Origin of the sequence: Novosphingobium sp. IK01 (assembly GCF_033242265.1) — a bacterium.
GTDB lineage: Bacteria > Pseudomonadota > Alphaproteobacteria > Sphingomonadales > Sphingomonadaceae > Novosphingobium > Novosphingobium pituita.
Genome location: NZ_BTFW01000001.1, coordinates 61653 through 85783, shown reverse-complemented (window position 1 = coordinate 85783; position 24131 = coordinate 61653). Strand labels below are relative to the sequence as shown.

Sequence of the window (24131 nt, the reverse complement as noted above, 5' to 3'; positions counted from 1 at the left end):
AAACGAGGAAAGAGACGTACCTGAACCTGTGCGATGCGGCGCTAACCGCCAACAGCTGTTCGTCACGCCCTCCCGGTCGGATCGACGGACCCGACATACATAGGGCGCCGCTATGCCGAATACTGCCGGAAAGTCAAGAAAAGCCGCGCGTCAGCGCCCACGAATCGGCTGTTGCCACCATTCAGTGGCCGACTTCCTGCAAACGGGTGATCATGCAGGTCGCCCCGGCGCGCGAATGGATCGGATCGCGCCGTGTGCACAGCATGCCGTCCTCGGTCCGCTCGACGTAGAAACCGACATAGAAGTCGCGCGCGCTACAGGTCTTTTCCAGATCGGCCAGCACCTGCCGCCGGTCGCGCAGGATCAGCATGATCTGCCGGTCGCTGCGCGAGGGCTGGATCGAGGCAATCGTGCCAAGCGGCAGGCAGGTGGCTGCGTGCTGCTTGTGTGGCGGGCGCCCCTGCATCGGGGGCGGCGGCATCATCTGCGGAGGGGGCGGAGGGGGCATGTCCCGGCCAAAGCCGGGCGTGATGCGGATGATCAGCCGCTGCTCGATCCTGACCTGTCGCCAGGGCGCCGCGTCAAGCGGCACCCCTGCCTGCTGCGCAGAAGGCGCGCGCACCTCGACCGCCGCCGCGCCAACAGGCACGGCAGCACGCAGCGCTGGTGCAAGCGCAACAGACCCTGCGACAGCACAAACCAGCGCCGTCGTGGCCACGAAAGGGTGGACAAGACCAGACATCATCACATCGGCAACGAAACTAACGATCCCTCATGTCCGCCGTCACCACCCCCCAATTCCGGAGATGACGCGGACTTTTATGCACCGTCTCCTCACAGCCGGCGGTTGAACATGGGCTTAACCTGCACGCCCTGCCAGACAAATTGCCCGCAAATTGCCGATGAAGTTGCCAATGAAATTATCTTTCCAAAAAGCGATTGCCGCGTTGCCCGCGCGGGCGTAGCCGGGCACCATGGTCGAAACGCTTGCACAGGGCGCCGATGGCGCCGCCTTTCTCGAAGCCGCCGCCGCCCTGCTGGGCCCCAAGGGCTTCATCACCGATCCCGAAACGGTCGCCCCCTGGCTGACCGACTGGCGCGGCCGGTTCACGGGCCGGGCCCTTGCCCTGGCCGCGCCGGCCAATACCGGGGAAGTTGCCGCCCTCGTGCGCCTGTGCGCGGCCCACCACATTCCCATCGTGCCCCAGGGCGGCAACAGCGGCATGTCGGGCGGGGCCACGCCCGACGAGAGCGGCCACGCGATCATCCTGTCGCTGCGCCGGATGAACGCCATCCGCGCGGTCGACACCGCCACCCGCAGCGCGACCTGCGAAGCCGGGGTGATCCTCCAGGTCCTGCACGAAGCCGCCGCCGCCAGGGGCCTGCGCTTTCCGCTCTCGCTGGGCGGCAAGGGTTCGGCCACGGTGGGCGGGCTGATCTCCACCAATGCCGGGGGCACGCAAGTCCTGCGCCATGGCTCGATGCGCGCGCTCGTGCTCGGTCTTGAGGCGGTCCTGCCCGACGGGCAGGTGTTCGACCAGCTCGTCCCCCTCAAGAAGGACAATCGCGGCTTCGACCTCAAGCAGGTGCTGATCGGCTCGGAAGGCACGATGGGGATCGTGACAGCCGCCACGCTCAAGCTCGAACCGGCCATCGCCGCGCGCGAAGTGCTCTGGGCGGGCACCGAAGACCTGTTCAAGGCCCGCGAACTGCTTTTGCTGGCGCAGCGCCTGACCGGCCCTGCCCTCGAAGGCTTCGAGGTCATGCCCCAGCACAGCCTCGATGCCGTGCGCGCCTATCTGCCCGGCGCCCGCGCACCGCTCGAACAGGATCATGCCTGGCATGTGCTGATCGAGCTGGTCGCCGATGCCGACGGCGCCGAGCGCCTGCCCGACCTCGCCCAGCGCCTGCTCGAAGAGGCCTTCGAGACCGGGCTGATCGCCGATGCGACGATGGCCCCCAACGAAACCCAGGCCGAAGCCTTCTGGACCCTGCGCGAAACCATCTCGCCCGCCGAACGCGCGATCGGCCCGGCCATGCAGCACGACATCAGCGTGCCGGTGGAAAAGATGCCCGCCTTCGTCGAGGAGGCCGTGCCCCTGTTCGAGACGCAATGGCCCGGCACGCAGGCGATCTGCTTTGGCCATCTGGGCGATGGCAACATCCATTTCCACGTCATCGCCCCGCCCGGCGCCGACCGCGCGAGCTGGGAAGCGGGCGACGGCAAGGCGATCAGCCGTCAGGTCCACGACATGGTAACAGCCTGGGGCGGCTCGATTTCCGCCGAGCACGGGATCGGCCAGCTCAAGCGCGACGAACTCGACCGATTGGGCGATCCGGCCGCCCTCGCGATCCTGCGCGCGGTCAAGCATGCGCTCGATCCGCTTGGCCTGATGAATCCGGGCAAGCTGGTCTGAAACACCGGCCGGGCCCGCCCGGCCCGGCCCCATCCGGGCCCGATAAAGACGTGAACTCGCACAGCGCTGCGCTTGTCACCCTCCCGCGCACCGCTTATGCCGGGTTTTACGCCCGTGTTGCGTTCGATGTCGAACGCGGCGCGCCGGGCGTCGCAAACGTTTTCGGAGAGAATACATGGCCAGCGCGCCGCAAGCCAACCTGCCCCTGTTCTACAAGGATCTCATGCCGCTCAACACCCGCGACCACGCCACGTGGCGCGTGCGCGGGGCCCAGACGGCGCCCTGGCTGATCGGCCAGCATGCGATTCCCCTCACGGTCGAAGAATTTCCGCAGGCCGCCCGCCATTTCCCGATCATCTTCGCCTCGGGCGACAACCCCGTTCCGCTCGCGCTGATGGGCCTCAACGAAGGCGTGAACGTCTTCGTGAACGAGGAAGGCCGGATCGACCAGCCGATCTACCTGCCCGCCTATGCGCGCCGCTATCCGTTCATGCTCGCCAAGCTCACCCCGCAGAGCGATGACCTGTCGCTGTGCTTCGATCCCGCCAGCGGCCTGGTCGGCGAATTCGAGGAAGGCGAAGCCCTGTTCACCGATGGCGAGCCCAGCGAAGCCACCAAGCAGGCGCTCCAGTTCTGCGAACAGTTCGAGCAGGCCGGCCAGCGCACGCAGGCTTTCGTCGACGAACTCAAGAAGCACAACCTGCTCATGGAAGGCGAAGTCGCCATCCAGCAGCCGGGCGTCGAACAGCCGTTCGTCTATCGCGGCTTCCAGATGGTCAATCAGGAAAAGCTGCGCGAAATCCGCGGCGACGTGCTGCGCGGCTGGGCCCAGAGCGGCCTTCTCCCGCTGGTCTATGCCCACATCTTCTCGCTCGACCTGATGAGCGCGATTTTCGGCATGCAGGCCCAGCAGGGCAAGGCGCCGGCTGCCGTCCCGGCGGTGCCCGCGCTCTGAGCGCAGGCCGCAACCGACTGAAAAAGGAGCCTCCTTCCGGCAACGGAAGGGGGCTTTTTTGATGGGCCATCCCGCGCCCGCCACATTTTTTTCCGTTTTTCACCCGCCGCGCGGGATCCGTCACGGCCCTGAAACGTTCAGAGCCCACCGCCGCCATGCCGGTCAGCCAATGGCCCGATACACTCCTGCGGCGCGACCTCCTCCCCCTGCCTGAACGCATGGTTTACGCCCCATTCAGGAAAGGGGCGCTGAGGAAACAAATATTCACAGAAAATGCAATAATTTTCTTCAGGCCACCTCTTGCAATGTGCGCGAGTGTTGCCTATCTTCATCACATCGGATCGGCGCTCCCCTCATGGCTCGATCCGATTGGTGCACTTCGGTGCACCTCCTCCCTGAACCTTGGCCACCTGGAGCTAGCCTCCAGGTGGTTTTTTTCTGCCCTCATTTTTCGCCCTCATTCTGCCGCGCGCGACCATCCCTGATTCGTCTGCGCGCCACGCCCGCTGGCCACCTGCCCCAGCGCCGCCACTTCCCCGGCCAGACGCCGCACCAGACCGCTCACGATTTCGATCACACCAGCCATCCCCTCGCCCGGCTCGGCCAGCGCCGCATCGAGATAGAGGCTGCGGTCGATTTCAAGCTGCATCGCATGAAGCCCCGAATCGCGGCGCCCATGCCGTTCGAGCCCATAACCCCCCGCATAAGGCCGGTTGTGCGCCACCCGCACCCCGCACGAAGCCAGATGCGCAAAGGCCGCCCCCGAAAGCCGCGTCGCGCACGAAGCCCCGAAGCGATCTCCCAGCACGAACGTACCGCCCGGCTCGCCGTCAGCCCGGACCGGCAAAGGCGGCATCGAATGAAGGTCCAGCAGCAGCGCCGCCCCCCAGTCGCGCGCCACGGCGACATGCTCGTCCGCCAGCGCCGCATGATAGGGCACGTGGACATCCTCGATTCGCGCCTGAAGCTCGACGGCCGGCAGGCGCCCACGCCAAACCTCGCCCAGCCCCGCCAGACGGCGCGGCACCAGCCCCAGCCCGCCCTGCGCCCTGCCCCCGATGCCGCCCCCCGCCCCACCACGGCGCGGCATCAGGCGCCCCACCGGCACCGTCGGGTCAGGCACGATCATCTCGCGGTCGATATCGTCGGGCGCGCGGTTGAGATCGATCATCGCGCGCGGCGCCTGCGCCACCAGCAAGGTGGCCCCCGTGGCCCGCGCCACTTCCAGTCCGATCAGATCGACCAGACGATCCTCCAGCCGCCGCGCCGCCAGTTCGGGCTGGCGCATCGCGGCCAGCAGCCCGGCAGGATAGTGCCGCCCGGCATGGGGCACCGCAATGATCAGCGGGATCGGCGCCGAGTGCTGCTCCAGACGCTGCCCCAGACACTTCCGACGCCAGACAAAGGCCGGGACCCCGTCACTGCCGGGAATGCGCCCCCCTTCCGAAACAGACCAGGCCATGTCGGACGAATCAGTCGGGGCCGCGCGTCCATCCGGGGAATCATGAATTGCCATCTTCCATGGCTGCAACGCTTCGCGCCCCCTGTCAAAACCGCGCACTTCGATATACCGTCACGCAAAGGCCCAAAGACCTAAGATTGTTAACCCGCCCGGCGTTATCACGGTGTCCTGACAGCGAAAGCTGCCAGGCAGGCATGCGCCGGACCAGCGGCAATGCCGGACAACACGATATATCAATCAGAAGGGCATCATGATCCGTATCCTGCTCGCCGAAGACGAAGAGGCCATGCGCACCTATCTTTCCCGCGCACTGGAGAACGCCGGATACGGCGTCGTGGCGGTGGATCGCGGCACGGCGGCCGTGCCGCTGCTCGAACGCGAACATTTCGATCTGCTGCTCTCGGACATCGTCATGCCCGAAATGGACGGAATCGAGCTGGCCCAGCGTTGCAGCGAAATCAGCCCGGCCACCAAGGTCATGTTCATCACCGGCTTTGCTGCGGTCACGCTCAAGGCCAATCGCGAGGCACCCCAGGCCCGCGTGCTGTCCAAGCCGTTCCACTTGCGCGACCTCGTGATGGAGGTGGATCGCATTTTTGCGAACGCGGCCTAAAAAAAATGCATTTTCCCTCTTGCCAAGGCGAATCCCCGCGAGTAGTTGGCAGCTCCCGACGCTGAGAGGCTGACGGAAAAAACACGATGGTGCGGGCGTATAGCTCAGTGGTAGAGCACTATGTTGACATCGTAGGGGTCGCAAGTTCAATCCTTGCTACGCCCACCATCGCGAAAACCCCGCTTCGGCGGGGTTTTTTCTTTTGCGCATTACTTGGCCATGCTTCGGGTCTTTTGCGGCTCGTCTTTGCCCCGCCCCCCCCTTCCATGCTGCGCAGCAAAAAATAGCCCCGAGATTGCGCCAGTTGCGAACCAACTGAACTTGATCCGATCCGGCAAAGCGGGCCACCTCAGCCCATGAAGGAACCCGCCATCGACGCAACGCTGGCCTGCCAGCGCCAACTCTGGGCTGCGCTACAGGATCGGTGGGATTGCCGCACGCGCCAGGCCGCGCAATGGCTCTCGAACGAACCGGCCGTGGCCGACATCGGCTGCGGGCTGATGGCCCTGCGTGATTATCTCCCCGAATCGACCCGCTACATTCCGGTCGACATCGTCGATCGCGGTCCCGGCACGATCCTGACCGACCTCAACCGGGACTGCCTGCCCCCGCTTCCCACCCGCACCGCCGCCGTGCTCGGGGTGGTCGAATATGTGATCGACCTGCCGCGCCTGTTCACCCAGTTGCGGCAATTCGACCGCGTCGTACTCTCCTACAACCACGCCTCGATTCAGGATATGCTCTGGGCGCTGGGCATGCGCCGCAAGCGGGTGATCTGGCTGCATCGCCACGGCCCGCTGGCCTTTGCCCGCCTGATCGAGCGCGCCGGCTGGCACATCACGCGCCGTCATCGCGTCCGCATGGGGGAGGCGATCTACGATTTGCGCCGCTGCGATCCCCCTCGCGATTTACGGCCTGTTTCGCCCCAAATCGTCTGATGAGACGCAATAGCAAAGATTCGCAGGAAGTGCGCTTGCGCGCGGTTTCTCACCTGCTAAGGGGCGTTCAGTTCAACTCCCCAGGCTAAGGCAAGAGAACGCTATGGCGAAGATCAAGGTGAAGAACCCCATCGTCGAGATTGACGGCGATGAGATGACCCGCATCATCTGGGAATGGATCCGTGAACGTCTGATCCTCCCTTACCTCGACCTGGAGTTGAAGTACTTCGACCTCTCGGTCCAGAAGCGCGACGAAACGGCCGACCAGATCACCATCGATTCGGCCAACGCCATCAAGGAATATGGCGTGGGCGTGAAGTGCGCCACGATCACCCCGGACGAAGCCCGCGTCGAGGAATTCGGCCTCCACAAGATGTGGAAGTCGCCCAACGGCACGATCCGCAACATCCTGGGCGGCGTGGTGTTCCGCGAACCCATCGTGATCCAGAACGTGCCCCGTCTGGTTCCGGGCTGGACCGACCCGATCGTGGTTGGCCGTCATGCCTTCGGCGACCAGTACAAGGCCACCGACACCCGCATTCCGGGCCCCGGCAAGCTGCGCCTGGTGTTCGACGGCGTGAACGGCGAATCGCTCGACCTCGACGTGTTCGACTTCCCCTCGGCGGGTGTCGCCATGGCGATGTACAACCTCGACGATTCGATCCGCGACTTCGCCCGCGCCAGCTTCAACTATGGTCTCTCGCTGGGCTGGCCGGTCTACCTGTCGACCAAGAACACCATCCTCAAGGCCTATGACGGTCGCTTCAAGGACCTGTTCCAGGAAGTGTTCGACACCGAAGGCTTCAAGGAAAAGTTCGCCGCTGCCGGTATCGAGTACCAGCACCGCCTGATCGACGACATGGTCGCCTCGGCGCTCAAGTGGTCGGGCAAGTTCGTCTGGGCCTGCAAGAACTACGACGGTGACGTCCAGTCCGACACCGTCGCGCAGGGCTTCGGTTCGCTCGGCCTGATGACCTCGGTCCTCATGAGCCCCGATGGCAAGACCATCGAGGCTGAAGCCGCCCACGGCACCGTGACCCGCCACTACCGCCAGCACCAGCAGGGCAAGGCGACCAGCACGAACCCGATCGCCTCGATCTTCGCCTGGACGCGCGGCCTGATGTATCGCGGCAAGTTCGACGAAACCCCCGATGTGGTGCGTTTTGCCGAAACCCTCGAAGCCGTCTGCATCAAGACCGTCGAAAGCGGCAAGATGACCAAGGACCTCGCCATCCTGATCGGCCCCGACCAGCCGTGGATGACCACCGAGCAGTTCTTCGAAGCCATCGTCGAGAACCTCGAAGCCGAAATGGCCAACTGGGCCTGATAAGCCCCGCCATTTCGCACGAAAAAGAAAGGCCCCGGTTCACGCCGGGGCCTTTTCTTTTGCCCCCCTGCCGGGCTAGCACCGGAAAAGGGGCCTGCCGTGGGCAGGGACGGGCGTGATCGAAGGAGCAACATGAAGGATCTCGCGGGTATCGAGTTTCCGCTGGCAGCGGAAATCGGGCTGGCCCTGATCGTGGCGGCCCTGATCGTGACGATTGTCGCGCTCGTGCTGTTGCTCATGCGCCGCCGTGCCCGCTCCGCCTCGCAGGACGGCGAGGATGGCGCCTCCCTGCCATCGCCCCGGTCCACGCCTTCCCGCCGTCGCAAATTCGGCCCCACAGCGCAGACCGACAGCGAAACACCCGCCCCCCTTGCGGTCACCGCCACTACCGACGACGACACCGACCTTCCCGCCTTCGTCACCGCCGCCCGTTCCACGGCACCCGCGCAAGATCCCGGCCCGGCGGCAACGCCCCCCTTTGCCCGCCCCTTGCCGCCAATCGCCCCCACACCCGCGATTCCCCCAGCCATTGCCAGGGTGCTCGCGCAGGCCATCGTCTTTCGCCAGTCGTTCCCCCCCGAGGCAGACCCGGTTCCCTGCTTCTACGGCGGGGTGCCGCGCGTGCCCGCAGCGTTCGAATGGCCCAGCGCCCCGCACACCGACCATCCGGGCAGCGGCCTTCCCCTCCACTTCCTGATGCAGGTCGATTGCGCCGCCCTCCCCGCAGAGGCACGGCACGGCCTGCTTCCGGCCTCAGGCGCCCTGTTGTTCTTTGCCGATCTTGCGTCCAGGCCGGCCCCCGGCGCCCTGGCTGGCCGGGTGATCTGGCTTCCCGATACCGACAACCGCCCCTGGGCCGAGGTCGCGCCCCCCGAAACCCTCCCCCCGGCGCACCGGGACGAAGCCAGCGCCGCATGGCCATGGGTGATGGGCGAAGACGACGCGGGCGACGCCCCGCAGATCCTGCCCCGCTGGCCTTTCACCCCCACCCTGATCACCCTCGCCCATCCTCAGGGCGAACAGCCCCTGACCTGGCCCGAAGGCCCGCTCACCGCCGATGCCCTGCTCGCAGCCCAGGGCTCCCCGGTTGCCGTCTATGCCCTTTCGCCCAACGATTTCGCGCCGGGCGCCGATGGCCAGATGAACCGCCCCTGGGCCGGCTTCCCGCACGACTGGCTGGCGATCCAGACCCTCTCGGCGATGCTCGCGCGCGAAGCGGGCCGCGCTACCCGCACCAGTGACCGCAGCGTCTGGCCCGATCTGCCTGTCGAGGATCGCCGCGAACTGCTCGCCCGGATCGCGTCCGAATGCGGCGAATGGCATGGCCTTGCCCGCACCAAGCGGGCTTTCGCCCCGCTGGCAGACCCTGTCCGTGCCGCCTTCTGGGAATGGTTCTCGCAATATGCCCCGCTTGCCCGGCTGATCGCCCCGCGCGGCTGCGCGCTGGCGGTCGAGACCACGCTCCACGCCCTGCCCGCCCGCGCCGACCAGTTCCCGCAAGACCTCATCGCCCGCCTTGCCTATCGCCACGCCTTGGCCGTGCGCACGGCCGCTCGCATTCATGCCCGCATCCCGGACCGCCTGCTCGCCGCCCCCAGCCAGACCGAAACCGACCAGTCAGAGCGCGCCCGCCAGCAGATCCTCCTGCTCGAACTGTCCGCCGACGAGGCCCTGGGGCGCCATCTGGGCGACCATGTGCTGCAATTCTGGATCAGCCCCGAAGCCCTCGCCGCGCAGGCCTTCGAAACCGCCGAGCTGATCGTCGCCACGATCTGAACGCCCCGGATCATACGTGGTCACCTTGCGGGTGGTCAAACCGGCCTTGCGCCCCTAGCCTGCCTGTCATGGCTGCCCAACTCGCTCCCACTTCCGCCCTGTCCGATGCCCTGGTGATCCTGGGCGCGGCGGGGATCGTCATTCCGGCCTTTGCCCGCTTCCGCATCACGCCGATCATCGGCTTTATCGTCGTGGGCCTTCTGGTGGGCCCCTATGGTCTCGGCTCGCTGGTCAAGAACGTGCCGTGGCTGCAATATGTGACGATCTCCACCCCCCATGCGATCGAGCCATTCGCCGAATTCGGCATCATCCTGCTGCTCTTTGAAATCGGGCTCGAACTCTCGTTCAACCGCCTGTGGGCGATGCGGCGGCTGGTCTTCGGGTTGGGGGCGATGGAACTGTTTGGCTCGGCCCTTTTCGTCGCGCTGGTCCTGATGGGCATGGGGCAGCACGTGAACGGCGCGATGGGCATGGGGCTGGCGCTGGCGCTGTCCTCGACCGCGCTGGTCCTGCCGATTTCGGGCACCCATGGCCCGGTCGGCCGCGCCGCGCTGGCGATGCTGCTGTTCGAGGACATCGCCCTCGTGCCGATCATCTTCCTGCTCGGCGCGCTGGCCCCGGTGGCAGCGGAAGGCGCACCCAGCCTCGTCGACATCCTGTGGAAGGGCGCGCTGGTGATCGCCGCCCTGCTGGTCTTCGGACGCGTGGGCCTGCCCCGCCTGTTCGCCCAGGCCGCCAAGACCAAGAGCCCCGAACTGTTCCTCGCGGCCAGCCTGCTGGTGGTGATCGCCGCCTCGCTGGCCACGGGCGCGGCGGGGCTCTCGCCGATCATGGGTGCGCTGCTGGCGGGCCTGCTGATCGCCGAAACCGAATACCACACCGAAGTCGAGGCCATCACCAAGCCGTTCAAGGGCCTCGCGCTCGGGGTCTTCCTGATCACGGTGGGCATGGGGATCGACTTGCGGGTGGTCGCGGCCAATTTCGGCCCACTGGCCCTCGGCGTCCTCGGGGTCGTCGTGGCCAAAGCCCTGATCACCGGGCTGCTCCTGCGCCTGTGGGGCCAAGGCCGCGCCATCGCGCTGGAAACGGGCATCCTGATGGCCAGCCCATCGGAAACCACGCTGATCGTGCTCGGCACCGCCGCGCAGGCCCAGTTGATCCAGCCCGCCACGGCCCAGTTCTGGCAGATCGTCACCGCCATCGGCCTGACCATCACCCCGCTGCTCGCCCATCTGGGCCGCGTGAGCGCCGGGCGCCTGCGCAATCGCGGCGAAGACATGGGCGAGAGCGTCGAGGAACCCGAAGGCCAGCGCACGATCATCCTGGGCTTCGGGCGCGTGGGTCGGCTGATCGGGGAAATGCTCGCCGAGCACGACCGCTCCTATCTCGCCATCGATTCGGAGCCCGCCGTGGTCCGCGGCGCGCGGGCCTCGGGCCTGCCGGTGCTGTTCGGCAATATCGACAGCGCGGCGGTGATCGACCGGCTCAACCTCGAACAGGCCAGCGCCGTCATCGTGACCATGGACGAGCCCGTGCTCTCGCTGCGCATCGTGCGCAAGCTGCGCGCGCTCGCGCCCGACCTGCCGATCATCGTGCGCGCCCGCGATCCGCACCATGCCGCGCAACTCTATCGCGTCGGGGCCAGCCACGCCGTGCCCGAAACACTCGAAAGCTCGCTTCAGCTTTCTGAAGCCGTGCTGGTCGATCTGGGTGTGGCCATGGGCCCGGTGATCGCCTCGATCCACGAGAAGCGCGACCAGTTCCGCCAGCAGATCATGGCCGAGGGCGAACTGACGGTGCCCCCCCGCCTCAAGGTCACCCGCTTGCGGGATTGAAGAAGCAGAAAGAGGAACGAAGGGGGCAAGGCCCCCTTCACCCCATTAGCTTTGGCGAGCGTCGCTCTGGTGGCGAGGCCACGTCAGCCAGCAAGCACCAGTTCCCGGGGTGAAGGGGGCCCTGCCCCCTTCGTCATCCCTTTTCTTTTTGCCTCAGCGGGCCAGAACGGCCTTGACCGCTTCAAGCGCCTGCGCGGCCTTGTCGCCATCGGGACCGCCGCCCTGCGCCATGTCGGGACGGCCACCGCCGCCCTTGCCGCCCAGCGCCTCGACACCCGCACGCACGAGGTCCACCGCGCTGACTTTGCCCGCGAGGTCTTCGGTCACCGCCGCCGCGATCGAGGCCCGGCCTTCGTTGACCGCCACGATCACCGCCACGCCCGAGCCAAGGCGCTGCTTGGCCTGATCGAGCAGCCCGCGCAGTTCCTTGGGATCCAGCCCGTCGAGGACCTGCCCGGCAAAGGTCACGCCGTTGATGGTTTCATCCGCCGCTTCGGCCTTGGCGCCGCCGCCACCGAGCGCGAGGGCCTTCTTCGCTTCGGCCAGTTCGCGTTCGAGCTTGCGGCGCTCGTCGATCAGCACGGCCACACGCGCCTCGACTTCGTCGGGCGTGGTGCGCAGCAGGCTGGCCGTGTGCTTGAGGGCTTCCTCGCGGCCGACCAGCCACTGGCGGGCGCCTTCGCCGGTCAGTGCCTCGATACGGCGCACGCCCGAAGAAACCGCGCTTTCACCCACGATGCGGAACACGCCGATGTCGCCCAGCGCGCGAACATGGGTGCCGCCGCACAGTTCGACCGAATAGGCCTTGTCCGCCACATCACTGGGCGCACGACGGCCCATCGACAGCACGCGAACCTCGTCGCCATACTTTTCACCGAACAGCGCCATGGCCCCGGCGGCAATGGCATCGTCGGGCGTCATCAGGCGCGTGGAGACCGGCTCGTTGGCGCGGATTTCGGCGTTCACTTCGGCCTCGACCGCCGCGATGTCCTCGGGCGAAAGCGCGCTGGGGTGCGAGAAGTCGAAACGCAGGCGATCCGCCGCGACGAGCGAGCCCTTCTGCGTGACATGCGCCCCCAGACGGTTGCGCAGCGCCTGATGCAGCAGGTGCGTGGCCGAGTGGTTGGCGCGGGTCGCATCGCGGCGCACCACGTCCACCGCCAGCAGCACCGCGTCGCCCAGCTTGATCGTGCCCGCCTCGATCACGCCCTGATGGGCATGAAGACGGCCAAGCGGCTTGGTCGTGTCGCTGATCGTGATCCTGAGGCCATCGGCGCCCGAGATCGTGCCGGTGTCGCCCATCTGGCCACCGCTTTCGCCGTAGAACGGCGTCTGGTTGGTCAGCACGGTGACGGTTTCGCCCGCCTTGGCCTCGGTCACTTCGGCGCCATCCTTGACGAGTGCGACAACCACGCCCTCGCCGCTGGTGGCGGTGTAGCCGGTGAACTCGGTCGCGCCTTCGCGCTCGGCGATGTCGTACCACACTTCGCTCGAAGCCGCGTCGCCCGAGCCCTTCCATGCCGCGCGCGCGGCGGCCTTCTGCTGGGCCATGGCGGCATCGAAGCCTTCGCGGTCGACGGTCACGCCGCGGGCGCGCAGGGCGTCTTCGGTCAGGTCGTAAGGGAAGCCATACGTGTCATAAAGACGAAACGCGGTCTCGCCCGAGAGCTTGTCGCCCTCGCCCAAGCCCACCGTGGCTTCGTCGAGCAGCTTGAGGCCGTTCGAGAGTGTCTGGCGGAAGCGCGTTTCCTCGCGTTCGAGCACTTCCTCGATCAGGGGCTGCGCACGGCCCAGTTCGGGGAAAGCCTGCCCCATTTCGGTGACCAGCGAGCCGACCAGACGGTGCATCAGGGGGTCCTTCGCCCCCAGCAGATGCGCATGACGCATCGCGCGGCGCATGATGCGGCGCAGGACATAGCCGCGCCCTTCGTTCGAGGGCAGCACGCCATCGGCCAGAAGGAAGCTCGACGAGCGCAAGTGGTCGGCGATCACGCGGTGGCTGGCGGTGTGTTCGCCCTGCGCACGCACGCCGGTCAGGCTTTCCGAAGCGGCGATCAGCGCGCGGAACGTGTCGGTGTCGTAGTTGTCGTGCTCGCCCTGAAGCACCGCCGCGATGCGTTCGAGGCCCATGCCGGTGTCGATCGAGGGCTTGGGCAGATTGCCGACGATCTCGCCTGCGGTCTGCTCGAACTGCATGAACACGAGGTTCCAGATCTCGATGAAGCGGTCACCGTCCTCGTCCGGGCTGCCCGGAGGGCCACCGGGAATGTGCGCGCCATGGTCGTAGAACACTTCCGAGCAGGGACCGCACGGGCCATCGTCGCCCATCGCCCAGAAGTTGTCCTTGGTGGCGATGCGGATGATCTTCTCGTCAGGCAGGCCTGCGATCTTGCGCCAGAGCTGGGCGGCTTCCTCGTCGGTGTGGTAGACAGTGACCAGCAGCTTTTCAGCCGGAAGGCCCCAAACCTTGGTCAGCAGGGTCCAGGCGTGGGTGATCGCCTGTTCCTTGAAATAGTCGCCGAAGGAGAAATTCCCCAGCATTTCGAAGAACGTGTGGTGCCGCGCGGTATAGCCCACGTTGTCGAGGTCGTTGTGCTTGCCGCCCGCGCGCACACACTTCTGCGACGATGTCGCACGTGGGATGCTGCGCGTTTCCAGACCCGTGAAGACGTTCTTGAACGGGACCATGCCCGCATTCGTGAACATCAGCGTCGGGTCGTTGTAGGGAACGAGCGGTGCAGACTGCACCACTTCGTGGCCATGCGAGCCGAAGTATTCCAGGAAGGACCGGCGGATTTCGTTCGTCGAAGTCATGAAAGGCCGATTAGGCGAGGCCGCTTCTCTGAACAAGCATGTTTCATCGTTTACCGTGATCGTCCGCAGCTTTCGTGGCGGTCACGATCCATGCGGCCGCGGCAAAACCCACTTCTCCCTGACTGTGATGGGCCGCAATCAGCGCGCGCAGGGCCGCCTCGATTGCCGGGCGCGCTTCCGGCGCGGCCTGGCGCATGGCGCTCGCCACCGGGCCGATGCGGCGAAACAGCGCCATCGCCTGCTCCGGCGCATCCGCCCCCCGCCCCGCGATATAGGTAAAATCATGCGGGGACAGATGGACATTGTCCCAGCCGGCCAGGCACTGGCGAACATGATCGGGATCGGCAAAGGCAAAAGGCCCCGGCGCACGGGGGTTGCCGGACGCGCCCGAAGGCGGCAGCAAACCAGCCAAAGCGCTGGCCCAGATGTTCTGCGCAGGCGACCGGAAACAGGAAAAGACCATCCGCGCGCCCGGCGCCGAGACATGGGCCAGATGGGAAAACGCGGCTTTCGGATCATCGAAGAACATGACCCCGTGGCGCGACACCAGCAGGTCGGGAACAAAATCCGGCTCGGCCCAGAGCGTGGCGTCAGCCTGGGCAAAGCGCAGGCCTGCCAGCTCCTGCCCTTCCCGCGCCTGCGCCCGCTGCCGGGCCACTGCGACGAGATCAGCGGACAGATCGATCCCCAGAATTTGTGCGCCCGCGCGCCGCTGGGCAAGCGCCAGGGTCAGTTCACCTGCGCCACAGCCCAGATCGAGCACCCGCGTGCCCGGTTCGCGCCCGATGGCCTCCAACAGGGCCGGTGTCAGCCCCGAAAACGAGAGGTCGGTGCGCTGCCATTCCTGCGACCAGGCACGGCCAACGCCGCCCTGCCAATCCGTTGCTTGGGTCATGGTCCTTCTTCCCGCCCTCCGCACCCCCGGTCAAGTCAAAGCCGCGGGACGGGCTGCGGTCGCTTCGCGAATTCGGGATTCAAGGAAAAACTTTGAAGAACAAGGGATATCGAAGGGGGCAAGGCCCCCTTCACCCCATTATCTTTGGCAGGCGTTGCACTGGTGGCCATGCCAGGTGTGGCCGCGGGCACCTGCACCCGATCCTCTCCACGGTGTGGGGAGGATCGGGGAGTGATTAGGCGTTGTCTTCGGTTTCGGGCTCGGGTTCGGCCATCAGGCCTTCGGCGACCTGTTCGGTGCGGGCGCGGATGGCCGATTCCAGACGGTCGCGCACTTCGGGGTTGTCCCGCAGGAACTTCTTGGCGTTCTCGCGGCCCTGACCGATGCGGATCGAATCATAGCTGAACCACGCGCCCGACTTCTCGACAAGCTTGGCCTTGACCCCCAGATCGATCATTTCGCCGATCTTGGAAATGCCTTCGCCGTACATGATGTCGAATTCGACCTGCTTGAAGGGCGGAGCGACCTTGTTCTTGACGACCTTCACGCGGGTGGTGTTGCCGGTGATCTCGTCACGGTCCTTGACCTGCCCGGTGCGGCGGATGTCGAGACGCACCGACGCATAGAACTTGAGCGCGTTGCCGCCCGTGGTGGTTTCCGGGTTGCCGTACATCACGCCGATCTTCATGCGCACCTGGTTGATGAAGATCACCATGCAGCGCGAACGGCTGATCGAGCCGGTCAACTTGCGCAGGGCCTGGCTCATCAGGCGGGCCTGAAGGCCGACGTGGCTGTCGCCCATCTCGCCCTCGATTTCAGCGCGGGGAACGAGCGCCGCAACCGAGTCGACCACCAGCACGTCGATCGCGTTCGAGCGCACCAGCGTATCGGTGATTTCAAGCGCCTGTTCGCCAGTATCGGGCTGAGAGACGAGCAGGTCGTCGATGTTGACGCCCAGCTTCTTGGCATAGATCGGGTCGAGCGCGTGTTCGGCGTCGACGAAAGCCGCCGTGCCGCCCGCCTTCTGCGCCTCGGCGATGACGTGGAGCGCCAGCGTGGTCTTGCCCGAGCTTTCCGGCCCGTAGATTTCGACGATGCGGCCACGCGGCAGGCCGCCAATGCCCAGCGCAATGTCCAGCCCGAGCGACCCGGTCGGAATCGACTCGATCTGCATCGTTTCTTTCGAGCCCAGCTTCATCACCGAGCCCTTGCCGAACGCGCGGTCGATCTGGGCCAGCGCGGCGTCGAGCGCCTTCTGACGATCCATGTCTTTTTCTGTGCCTTCCTGAATGAGCTTGAGCTGCGCCGCCATGGCTGCTTCTCCCTGCCTAGAGATGGGTGACACGAACCGTCAACACAAGCCCACACGTACCCACTTTGTTCTTCAAGAACAAGAGTGGAACGATCATTTCCCTCCACACTGGCCGAAAATCATCGGAAACACCCGCCGATACGGCGTTTTACAAGCCTTCGCCAATCAGCAGATGCCCCGGAACGCAGCCCGAAGAGGCTGGCGCAGGCGGTGGAAAAAATGCTTCCACCTTGGCGGAACCGGCCTGCCCACACCGACTCAACCGCGCAGTACGTGCTCCACCGCCGCCACGATCTGCGCGACCGAGAACGGTTTGGCGAGGAAATGCATGTTGGGAATGTCGATCTCGCGGCGCAACTGCTCCTCGGCATAGCCCGACATGAACAGCACCGGCAGGTCGGGCCTGATCCGGCGGATCTCGCGCGCCATGGCCGGGCCGTCCATCGAGGGCATCACCACGTCCGACACGACCAGATCGATGTCCTCGCCCAGCCCGATCAGGCGCGAGAGGGCTTCGAGGCCATCCTCGCCATCAGCAGCCGTCGTCACGTCATAGCCCTGACGAACCAGCGCGCGTTCGGCCACCGCGCGCACGGTGTCCTCGTCCTCGACCAGCAGCACGCGCCCGCCCCCGGTCCATTCCGTGCGCCGCGCCTCGCCCTTGGCCTTGGGCGCCTCGGCGGCCAGATCCGCCGGATCGGGAACGTGGACGGGCAGGTAGATCGTGAAGCGCGTGCCCTTGCCCACTTCGCTGTCGGCAAAGATGAAGCCGCCCGACTGCTTGACGATGCCATAGACCGTCGAAAGCCCGAGGCCCGTGCCCTTGCCCTTTTCCTTGGTGGTGAAGAACGGTTCGAAGATCTTGCCGATCTGCGAGGGCTTGATCCCGTGGCCGGTGTCCTCGACGACGAGCGCGGTATAGTCGGCAATCGGCAGGATTTCGCTGCGCATGGCGCGCACGTCCGCCGCGCTGACCCGACGGGTCATGATCCGCAAGGTGCCGCCCGCCTTCGTGTCGGTGCCGTTGGCGGTCATCGCATCGCGCGCATTGACTGCCAGATTGAGCAGGACCTGTTCGAGCTGCATCGGATCGGCGCGCACGAGGCCCAGATTGCGGTCGTGGGTGACTTCCAGCTGGATCTTCTCGCCCAGCAGACGCTTCAGCAGGGTCGAAACTTCGGCCACGACATCAGGCAGTTGCAGCACTTCGGGGCGCAGCGTCTGCTGGCGCGAGAAGGCCAGCAACTGCCGGGTGAGTGAGGCGGCGCGGTTGGAATTGGCCTTGATCTGCTGGATGTCGTCGTAATCGCTGTCGCCGGGGGTGTGGCGCATCAGGATCAGGTCGCAATAACCGATGATCGCGGTCAGCACGTTATTGAAATCGTGGGCGACACCGCCCGCCAGCTGACCCACCGCCTGCATCTTGGTGGCCTGGGCGATCTCGCGCTTGAGGCGGGCTTCCTCGGTCGAATCCTTGATGCTGAGCAGGACCGTCCCCTCGCCCAGCCCGCGCACGCCCGCAAGACTGACCGAGACCGGCTCCTGCGGCGCGCTGTGCAGCCGCACCGCCACGTCGCCTGCCGTGGGCGCCCCTTGGGCATAGCGACGCACCGCATCGGCCAGCGCGCCCTTGTCCTCGCGGATCACCAGATCGGACGGGTAGGGCGGCGGCACCGGCGCGTCGTGGCCCGCCGCGCGCAGGAAAGCCCGGTTGGCGAACAGGAAGCGTCCGTCGCGGTCGGTCATCGCCAGCCCGAGCGGCAGGCGCGAGAGCAGTGCCTCGATCTGGGGCAGCCCCGCCCGCGTGTCGCCCAGCGCGGCCTCGTTGTCGAGGATCAGGAATAGCGAAGGCGTCTGCGCCGGGTCGGTCCCCCCGCCCAGATCGGGATCGGCAATCGGCAGGTGAACGAAGCGCAAGGGCACGCCCTTGGCCCCTTCGCGCGCGTAAAAAATGCGCTCGCCCTCGTCGGCGCGGAACCACGAGACGAAATCACTGCCCGAGACTTGCGCGCCCTCGCCCGCCGCACGGGCAGCGAAGGCCGAATTGGCGACCCGCACATGGCCATCGGGCAAGACAACGGCGGCCTGCACACCCTCGCGCGAGAGGGCGCGGCCCAGTTTTCCGCCGATATGGGCGGCCATGTCGGCCAGAAGATCGGCCTGTGCCAGCGGCACCAGCCGCCAGACCAGATGATCCTCGCCCCGCCCGGCCCGTGCGATGGTGAGCGACCAGCGCCCCTTGGGCGAGGAAACCTGCGGCAATCCAGCCTGCCCATCGCGCCATGCGGCCCGCGCCGCAGCCTCGACCGCCTCGCCATGAGGGGCATCGAGCGGCAGGCGCGGCGGCGCGCCATGGCCGAACCACTGGGTGAAGCGACTGTTGGCGCAGACCAGCCGTCCGGCACGGTCGACGATGGCCAAGGCCTCGTCAGGACGCTCGATCGCGGCAAATGTGACCGACCAATCGGGCGCAGCCAGTTCCGCCTCGGCCTGACGCGGAAGAAACCGCAAGCCCATCCGCAGCGCCAGCACGAGAACCCCCAGCCCCAGCGCATAGGCCAGCGCCAGAAGCCCGTCGCCCGAAACCAGCCACAGGAGCCCGGCGCTGCCCAGCACGGCGGCCAGCCCCAGCGCGCCATCGCGCCAAGCCGGGACGCGCGCCTGCTTCATTTCCGCCAACGCGCCGTCCAACCGGCTTTCACGCCCCGATGTGTCGCCCGCTAGCGCCGGCACGCCTGTCCCCTTCCTGCCTTCGAAACACGCTTCACCGGGCCCGGCGCAAGGCCAGCCGCTTGCGACGCTTTTGCACCGTCCACCACCGCCAGGCAAATGTGGCAATCACATAGCCGAGTACCGCCGCGCCCGCCGCGATCACGAAAAGCCCGAAAACCAGCGCCGGGGCCGCATCCGAAAGCAGCCAGTGGCTCCATTGCGCAAGGCTCGCCCCCTGCCGCAACAGGGCCATGAACGTGGCCACATCGGCATGAAAGCCAAAGTGGTTGCCTACCGACAGCGAGGCCGCGATGAACAGCGGCGTCGTCGCCGGATTGGACAGGAAGGTCATCCCCGCCGCAATCGGCACATTGGCCCGGAACGGCAGGCACATCACGGCAGCCCCGGCAATCTGGACGCCCGGTATCATCGCAAAGATACCCACCAGCAGGCCGATGGCCACCCCGCGCGGCACCGACCGCCGGTTGAAGCGCCACAGTTCGGCACGCGCGGCCAGCGGGCCGGTGAAGCGATTGCGCTCCATCTGCTCGCGCGTGGGCATCGTCGCGCGGACCATCGTGGCAATTCGCTGGCGCATGGAACCTTGAACTTTCGCTTCGAGCGGTGCGTGCGGAGAAATCTTCATCAAAAAGGTTGAGCGCGGATCACGAAACCACGCTGTAAGCCCGCCCAGCTTGCCAAGGCATGAAGCGAACAGGATGGAGCTTCAAATACAGGCGCGGCCCATGCAGGCCATGAAACGTCAGCCGTGCTCGCGCAGGATGCGCGCCTTGTCGCGCTTCCAGTCGCGATCCTTGATCGTGGCGCGCTTGTCGGCCGCGTTCTTGCCCTTGGCGAGCGCGAGTTCGACCTTGGCCCGTCCGCGACCGTTGAAATAGATCGAGAGCGGCACCAGCGTCATGCCCTTGCGCTCGACCGCGCCGTGGAACTTGTCGATCTCGCGCTCTTTCAGGAGCAGCTTGCGCGGGCGCTTGGGCTCGTGATTGAAACGGTTGCCGTGGCTGAACTCGGGCACGTTGGAATTGACCAGCCAGACTTCGCCGCCCTTCACTTCGGCGTAGGATTCGGCAATCGACCCTTCGCCGAAACGCAACGATTTCACTTCGGTCCCGGTGAGCGCGATGCCCGCCTCGAACACGTCCTCGATGAAATAGTCGAACCGCGCGCGGCGGTTCTCCGCGACGATCTTCTTCTTGTCGAATGCCTGTGGGGTCGGTCTTGCCATGGTCTCGTCCATGTAGGGATGGAACGCCCGCATGGAAAGCACCCGTTCATGCGGTTTTTGCAAATGTCTTCCCACAAATCGGAACCACGATGGTGGAACCTGACTTGCCAGTTTCACGTTGCCCCACCAGACTGCACCACACCTGCTCGGCGGACGTCCCGCCGATCCGGGTTTGCTTGTGCCCGCTCCGGCCTGTCGACGGCCACCAGGACCTGTTCAGACCGGAGCAAACATGCACGGGCATATCTCCATCTGCCGCTGGCTGGCCCATGGGGGACCGCCCCACGAAGCTGGCCACTGGAAATGCGTGATCCGCGCAGGAAGAAGGACACCGACGCATGGCTGACAAGAGACGCGAACGATGTGTCCTGGTGCTTCAGGGCGGCGGTGCGCTGGGCGCCTATCAGGCCGGCGTGTTCGAGGGGCTGGCCGCCAACGGATACAACCCGGACTGGGTCGCCGGGATCTCGATCGGGGCCATCAACGCCGCGCTGATCGCCGGCAATCCGCCCGAACGACGCGTTCGCGCGCTCCATGCCTTCTGGGAACAGGCGTCCTCGCGCATCCCCTTCCCTTCGCCCTTCGTCGATGGCTGGGGGCGGCGGCTGTTCAACGAATGGGCGGCAACCTCGGTGGCGCTGACGGGCATTCCCGGTTTCTTCACCCCGCGAATGACCCCTTCGTGGGCAGCCCTGCCCGGATCGCCCGATTCGATCTGCCTCTATGATACCAGCCCCTTGCGCGACACCCTGCTCCAACTGGTCGATTTCGACCTGATCAACAGCGGGCGGGTGCGGCTGAGCGTGGGGGCGGTCAACGTGCTGACCGGAAACTTCGCCTATTTCGACAACCGCGACCGGCTGATCGAACCCGAGCACATCATGGCAAGCGGCGCCCTGCCCCCCGGTTTTCCCCCGGTCATGGTCGATGGCGAACCTTATTGGGATGGCGGCATCGTTTCCAACACGCCGCTGCAATTCGTGCTCGACGAGCGCGCGCGCGAGGCTGACCTCCACGATTCCCCGCGCGCGCAGGCCGCACGCGATCCGGTGCTGGTGTTTCAGGTCGACCTGTTCAGCGCGCACGGGATGATGCCGCGCAGTCTGGCCGAATGCGCCCACCGCGAAAAGGACATCCGCTATTCCAGCCGCACCCGGCTCAACACCGACATGCAGAAGCGGATCGAGGCGCTGGAGGCCGCCGCCGCGCGGCTTGCCGAAAAGCTGCCCCCCGAATTCGCCGACGACGAAGACCTCGCCACGCTGACCGCCCATGCCCAGGACGGGCCGGTCACGATCCTGCACCTGATCAACCGCAGCGAGGACTATGAAACCCAGAGCAAGGACTACGAGTTCTCCCGCATGACGGTCACCGGCCACTGGAACACCGGCCGCCGCGATGTGGAACGCTCGTTCGCCAGTCCGCGCTGGAAGAACCGCAAGTGCCCCGAGCGCGGCATCGTCACGCTCGATCTGGCCTGAACTGGAGTTGCCTACCCCATGAATCTCAACGACAAGATCGCCATCGTCACCGGATCGGCCAGCGGCATCGGGCTGGCCATCGCCAAGACCTATGCCGCCGCTGGCGCCAAAGTCGCCATCGCCGATCTCAAGCTCGACGCCGCGCAGGCCGCTGCCGATGCCATCAACGCCAGCCATCCGGGACAGGCGCTGGCCGTGGAAATGGACGTGACCAGCGAGGAACAGGTCAACGCGGGCGTCGCCAAGGTCGTCGAAACCTGGGGCGGGGTCGACATCCTCGTGTCCAATGCCGGTATCCAGATCGTCAACCCGGTCGAGGCCTTCGCCTTCGCCGACTGGAAGAAGATGCTCGCCATCCACCTCGACGGCGCCTTCCTCACCAGCAAGGCGGTCCTGCCCCACATGTACGCCAAGGGCGCGGGCGCGATCCTGTTCATGGGCTCGGTCCACTCCAAGCTCGCCTCGCCGCTCAAGAGCGCCTACGTGACCGCCAAGCACGGGCTGGAGGGGCTGGCCCGCACGATCGCCAAGGAAGGCGGCCCCAAGGGCGTGCGCACCAACGTGATCTGCCCCGGCTTCGTGCGCACCCCGCTGGTCGACAAGCAGATCCCCGAACAGGCGAAGGAACTGGGCATCAGCGAGGACGAGGTGGTCAAGAAGGTCATGCTCGGCCAGACCGTCGATGGCGAGTTTACCACGGTCGAGGACATCGCCGAAGTGGCCCTGTTTTTCGCGGCCTTCCCCAGCAATGCGCTGACCGGCCAGTCGCTGGTGGCCAGCCACGGATGGTTCATGAACTGATGGCCTGAAATTCGCCTTTTCGGCGATTTTCCAGTCAAACACCAGGGAATCGGACACGGGGGCGCAAAACGCCCCCGTTTGCCTTGCAGACCGCCCCCCTCCCTGATAGGCGCCCCGCGTCTTTTGTGTTGCCGCGTCTTTTGAGGAGTTGCCCGCCCATGTCCGAGATCAAGCGTGTCGTCCTGGCCTATTCGGGCGGGCTCGATACTTCCGTCATCCTCAAGTGGCTTCAGGTGGAATACGGCTGCGAAGTCGTGACCTTCACCGCCGACCTTGGCCAGGGCGAGGAACTCGAACCCGCGCGTGCCAAGGCCGAGCTGATGGGCGTCAAGCCCGAGCACATCTACATCGACGACCTGCGCGAGGAATTCGTGCGCGATTTCGTCTTCCCGATGATGCGCGCCAATGCCCGCTATGAAGGCGACTACCTGCTCGGCACCTCGATCGCGCGCCCGCTGATCTCCAAGCGCCTGATCGAAATCGCCCGCGAAACCGGCGCCGACGCCGTGGCCCATGGCGCCACCGGCAAGGGCAACGACCAGGTCCGCTTCGAACTCTCGGCCTATGCCCTCGAACCGGGCATCAAGGTCATTGCCCCGTGGCGCGAATGGGACCTGACCAGCCGCACCGCGCTGATCGCCTGGGCCGAAGCCCACCAGATCCCGGTGCCCAAGGACAAGCGCGGCGAAAGCCCGTTCTCGACCGATGCCAACCTTCTGCACACCTCGTCGGAAGGCAAGGTTCTCGAAGACCCGTGGCAGGAAGTGCCCGACTACGTCTATTCGCGCACGGTCAACCCCGAGGACGCGCCCGACACCCCCGAATATATCACGATCGACTTCGCAAAGGGTGACGGCATCGCCCTCAACGGCGAAGCGATGAGCCCGGCCACCCTGCTCGCCGCGCTCAACGAACTGGGCCGCAAGCACGGGATCGGTCGCCTCGACCTCGTCGAGAACCGCTTTGTCGGCATGAAGAGCCGCGGCATGTACGAAACGCCGGGCGGCACGATCTATGCCGTCGCCCATCGCGGCATCGAATCGATCACGCTCGACCGTGGCGCAGCCCACCTCAAGGACGAGCTGATGCCCAAGTATGCCGAGCTGATCTACAACGGCTTCTGGTACTCGCCCGAGCGCGAGATGCTCCAGGCCGCGATCGACGCCAGCCAGGCCAAGGTCAACGGCACCGTGCGCCTCAAGCTCTACAAGGGGCTGGCCTCGGTCGTCGGCCGCAAGTCGCCCGACAGCCTCTATTCCGAACGCCACGTCACGTTCGAGGACGACGCGGGCGCCTACGACCAGAAGGACGCCGCCGGCTTCATCAAGCTCAACGCGCTGCGCCTGCGCCTGCTGGCCCAGCAGGGCCGCTGATCGCACCAGCCTGCACCGCAGCAAACAAAAAGGCCCCCTTCCCTCGCCGGAAGGGGGCCTTTTTTAGTACTCGGAGCCCCTTCATATCGCTTCTTCAGGCCTGGCGCGCCATCCGTGTTTTTTTCCTCTTGCCCGACTCACCCGATGGGCGCAGCATGCCTTTCTCGACAGCGA

18 protein-coding genes and 1 tRNA gene are annotated in these 24131 nt (G+C 66.1%); 11 read left to right on the top strand and 8 right to left on the bottom strand.

The features are described 5' to 3' along the window. Positions 1 to 181: 181 nt before the first annotated feature. Positions 182 to 745 carry a hypothetical protein gene (locus SBI20_RS00365; protein WP_317973155.1) on the bottom strand — a complete coding sequence of 188 codons (564 nt, stop codon included), beginning with the start codon at positions 743 to 745 and terminating at the stop codon, positions 182 to 184. A gap of 229 nt (positions 746 to 974) precedes the next feature. Between SBI20_RS00365 and SBI20_RS00360 the strand changes: the two genes are divergently transcribed. Beyond that, the gene (locus tag SBI20_RS00360) at positions 975 to 2417 is read left to right on the top strand and encodes an FAD-binding oxidoreductase (protein ID WP_317973154.1); all 1443 of its coding nucleotides are present in this window, start codon (positions 975 to 977) and stop codon (positions 2415 to 2417) included. Positions 2418 to 2592: 175 nt separating this feature from the next. Further along, positions 2593 to 3372 (top strand): SapC family protein, encoded by a 780-nt coding sequence (locus tag SBI20_RS00355; RefSeq protein ID WP_317973153.1) that lies wholly within the window; start codon positions 2593 to 2595, stop codon positions 3370 to 3372. Positions 3373 to 3829: 457 nt separating this feature from the next. On the opposite strand, the gene SBI20_RS00350 is transcribed toward SBI20_RS00355, so the two are convergent. Further along, positions 3830 to 4834 carry an N-formylglutamate amidohydrolase gene (locus tag SBI20_RS00350; protein WP_317973152.1) on the bottom strand — a complete coding sequence of 335 codons (1005 nt, stop codon included), beginning with the start codon at positions 4832 to 4834 and terminating at the stop codon, positions 3830 to 3832. A gap of 250 nt (positions 4835 to 5084) precedes the next feature. On the opposite strand from SBI20_RS00350, the gene cpdR reads away from it, so the two are divergent. The 6 genes from cpdR (at position 5085) to SBI20_RS00320 (ending at position 11323) form a co-directional block, all read left to right on the top strand. After that, positions 5085 to 5447, top strand: coding sequence for a cell cycle two-component system response regulator CpdR (gene cpdR, locus SBI20_RS00345; protein WP_317973151.1), 363 nt, complete (start codon positions 5085 to 5087; stop codon positions 5445 to 5447). A 93-nt stretch (positions 5448 to 5540) separates the two neighbouring features. Further along, a tRNA-Val gene (locus SBI20_RS00340) sits at positions 5541 to 5615 on the top strand. A gap of 188 nt (positions 5616 to 5803) precedes the next feature. Then, positions 5804 to 6385 carry a hypothetical protein gene (locus SBI20_RS00335; protein ID WP_317973150.1) on the top strand — a complete coding sequence of 194 codons (582 nt, stop codon included), beginning with the start codon at positions 5804 to 5806 and terminating at the stop codon, positions 6383 to 6385. A gap of 103 nt (positions 6386 to 6488) precedes the next feature. Then, positions 6489 to 7712, top strand: coding sequence for an NADP-dependent isocitrate dehydrogenase (locus SBI20_RS00330; protein WP_317973149.1), 1224 nt, complete (start codon positions 6489 to 6491; stop codon positions 7710 to 7712). Between the two features lie 132 nt (positions 7713 to 7844). Beyond that, entirely contained in the window at positions 7845 to 9488 is a 1644-nt protein-coding gene (locus SBI20_RS00325; protein WP_317973148.1) for a DUF1963 domain-containing protein, read from the top strand. A gap of 68 nt (positions 9489 to 9556) precedes the next feature. Continuing rightward, complete coding sequence (locus SBI20_RS00320) at positions 9557 to 11323, top strand: cation:proton antiporter domain-containing protein (RefSeq protein ID WP_317973147.1); 1767 nt, start codon at positions 9557 to 9559, stop codon at positions 11321 to 11323. A 153-nt stretch (positions 11324 to 11476) separates the two neighbouring features. On the opposite strand, the gene alaS is transcribed toward SBI20_RS00320, so the two are convergent. The 6 genes from alaS to smpB all read right to left on the bottom strand — a co-directional run bounded on the left by alaS (position 11477) and on the right by smpB (position 20302). Continuing rightward, positions 11477 to 14137, bottom strand: a complete 2661-nt coding sequence (gene alaS, locus SBI20_RS00315; RefSeq protein WP_317973146.1) for an alanine--tRNA ligase — start codon at positions 14135 to 14137, stop codon at positions 11477 to 11479. 43 nt (positions 14138 to 14180) lie between these two features. Further along, the gene (locus SBI20_RS00310; RefSeq protein WP_317973145.1) at positions 14181 to 15032 is read right to left on the bottom strand and encodes a class I SAM-dependent methyltransferase; all 852 of its coding nucleotides are present in this window, start codon (positions 15030 to 15032) and stop codon (positions 14181 to 14183) included. Positions 15033 to 15267: 235 nt separating this feature from the next. Further along, positions 15268 to 16344, bottom strand: a complete 1077-nt coding sequence (recA, locus tag SBI20_RS00305) for a recombinase RecA (RefSeq protein WP_317973144.1) — start codon at positions 16342 to 16344, stop codon at positions 15268 to 15270. Positions 16345 to 16602: 258 nt separating this feature from the next. After that, positions 16603 to 19014: a hybrid sensor histidine kinase/response regulator gene (locus SBI20_RS00300; protein WP_317973143.1), complete on the bottom strand. Its 2412-nt coding sequence runs from the start codon at positions 19012 to 19014 to the stop codon at positions 16603 to 16605. Positions 19015 to 19108: 94 nt separating this feature from the next. Then, entirely contained in the window at positions 19109 to 19654 is a 546-nt protein-coding gene (locus SBI20_RS00295) for a DUF2062 domain-containing protein (RefSeq protein WP_317973142.1), read from the bottom strand. A gap of 165 nt (positions 19655 to 19819) precedes the next feature. Beyond that, on the bottom strand, positions 19820 to 20302 hold the full coding sequence (smpB, locus tag SBI20_RS00290; RefSeq protein ID WP_317973141.1) for an SsrA-binding protein SmpB: 483 nt from the start codon (positions 20300 to 20302) through the stop codon (positions 19820 to 19822). A 338-nt stretch (positions 20303 to 20640) separates the two neighbouring features. Here smpB and SBI20_RS00285 point away from each other — a divergent pair, with 338 nt between their 5' ends. The 3 genes from SBI20_RS00285 to SBI20_RS00275 all read left to right on the top strand — a co-directional run bounded on the left by SBI20_RS00285 (position 20641) and on the right by SBI20_RS00275 (position 23957). Further along, positions 20641 to 21783, top strand: coding sequence for a patatin-like phospholipase family protein (locus SBI20_RS00285; RefSeq protein WP_317973140.1), 1143 nt, complete (start codon positions 20641 to 20643; stop codon positions 21781 to 21783). 18 nt (positions 21784 to 21801) lie between these two features. Next, on the top strand, positions 21802 to 22584 hold the full coding sequence (locus tag SBI20_RS00280; protein WP_317973139.1) for a 3-hydroxybutyrate dehydrogenase: 783 nt from the start codon (positions 21802 to 21804) through the stop codon (positions 22582 to 22584). 158 nt (positions 22585 to 22742) lie between these two features. Further along, positions 22743 to 23957: an argininosuccinate synthase gene (locus tag SBI20_RS00275; protein ID WP_317973138.1), complete on the top strand. Its 1215-nt coding sequence runs from the start codon at positions 22743 to 22745 to the stop codon at positions 23955 to 23957. Positions 23958 to 24131 lie beyond the last annotated feature (174 nt).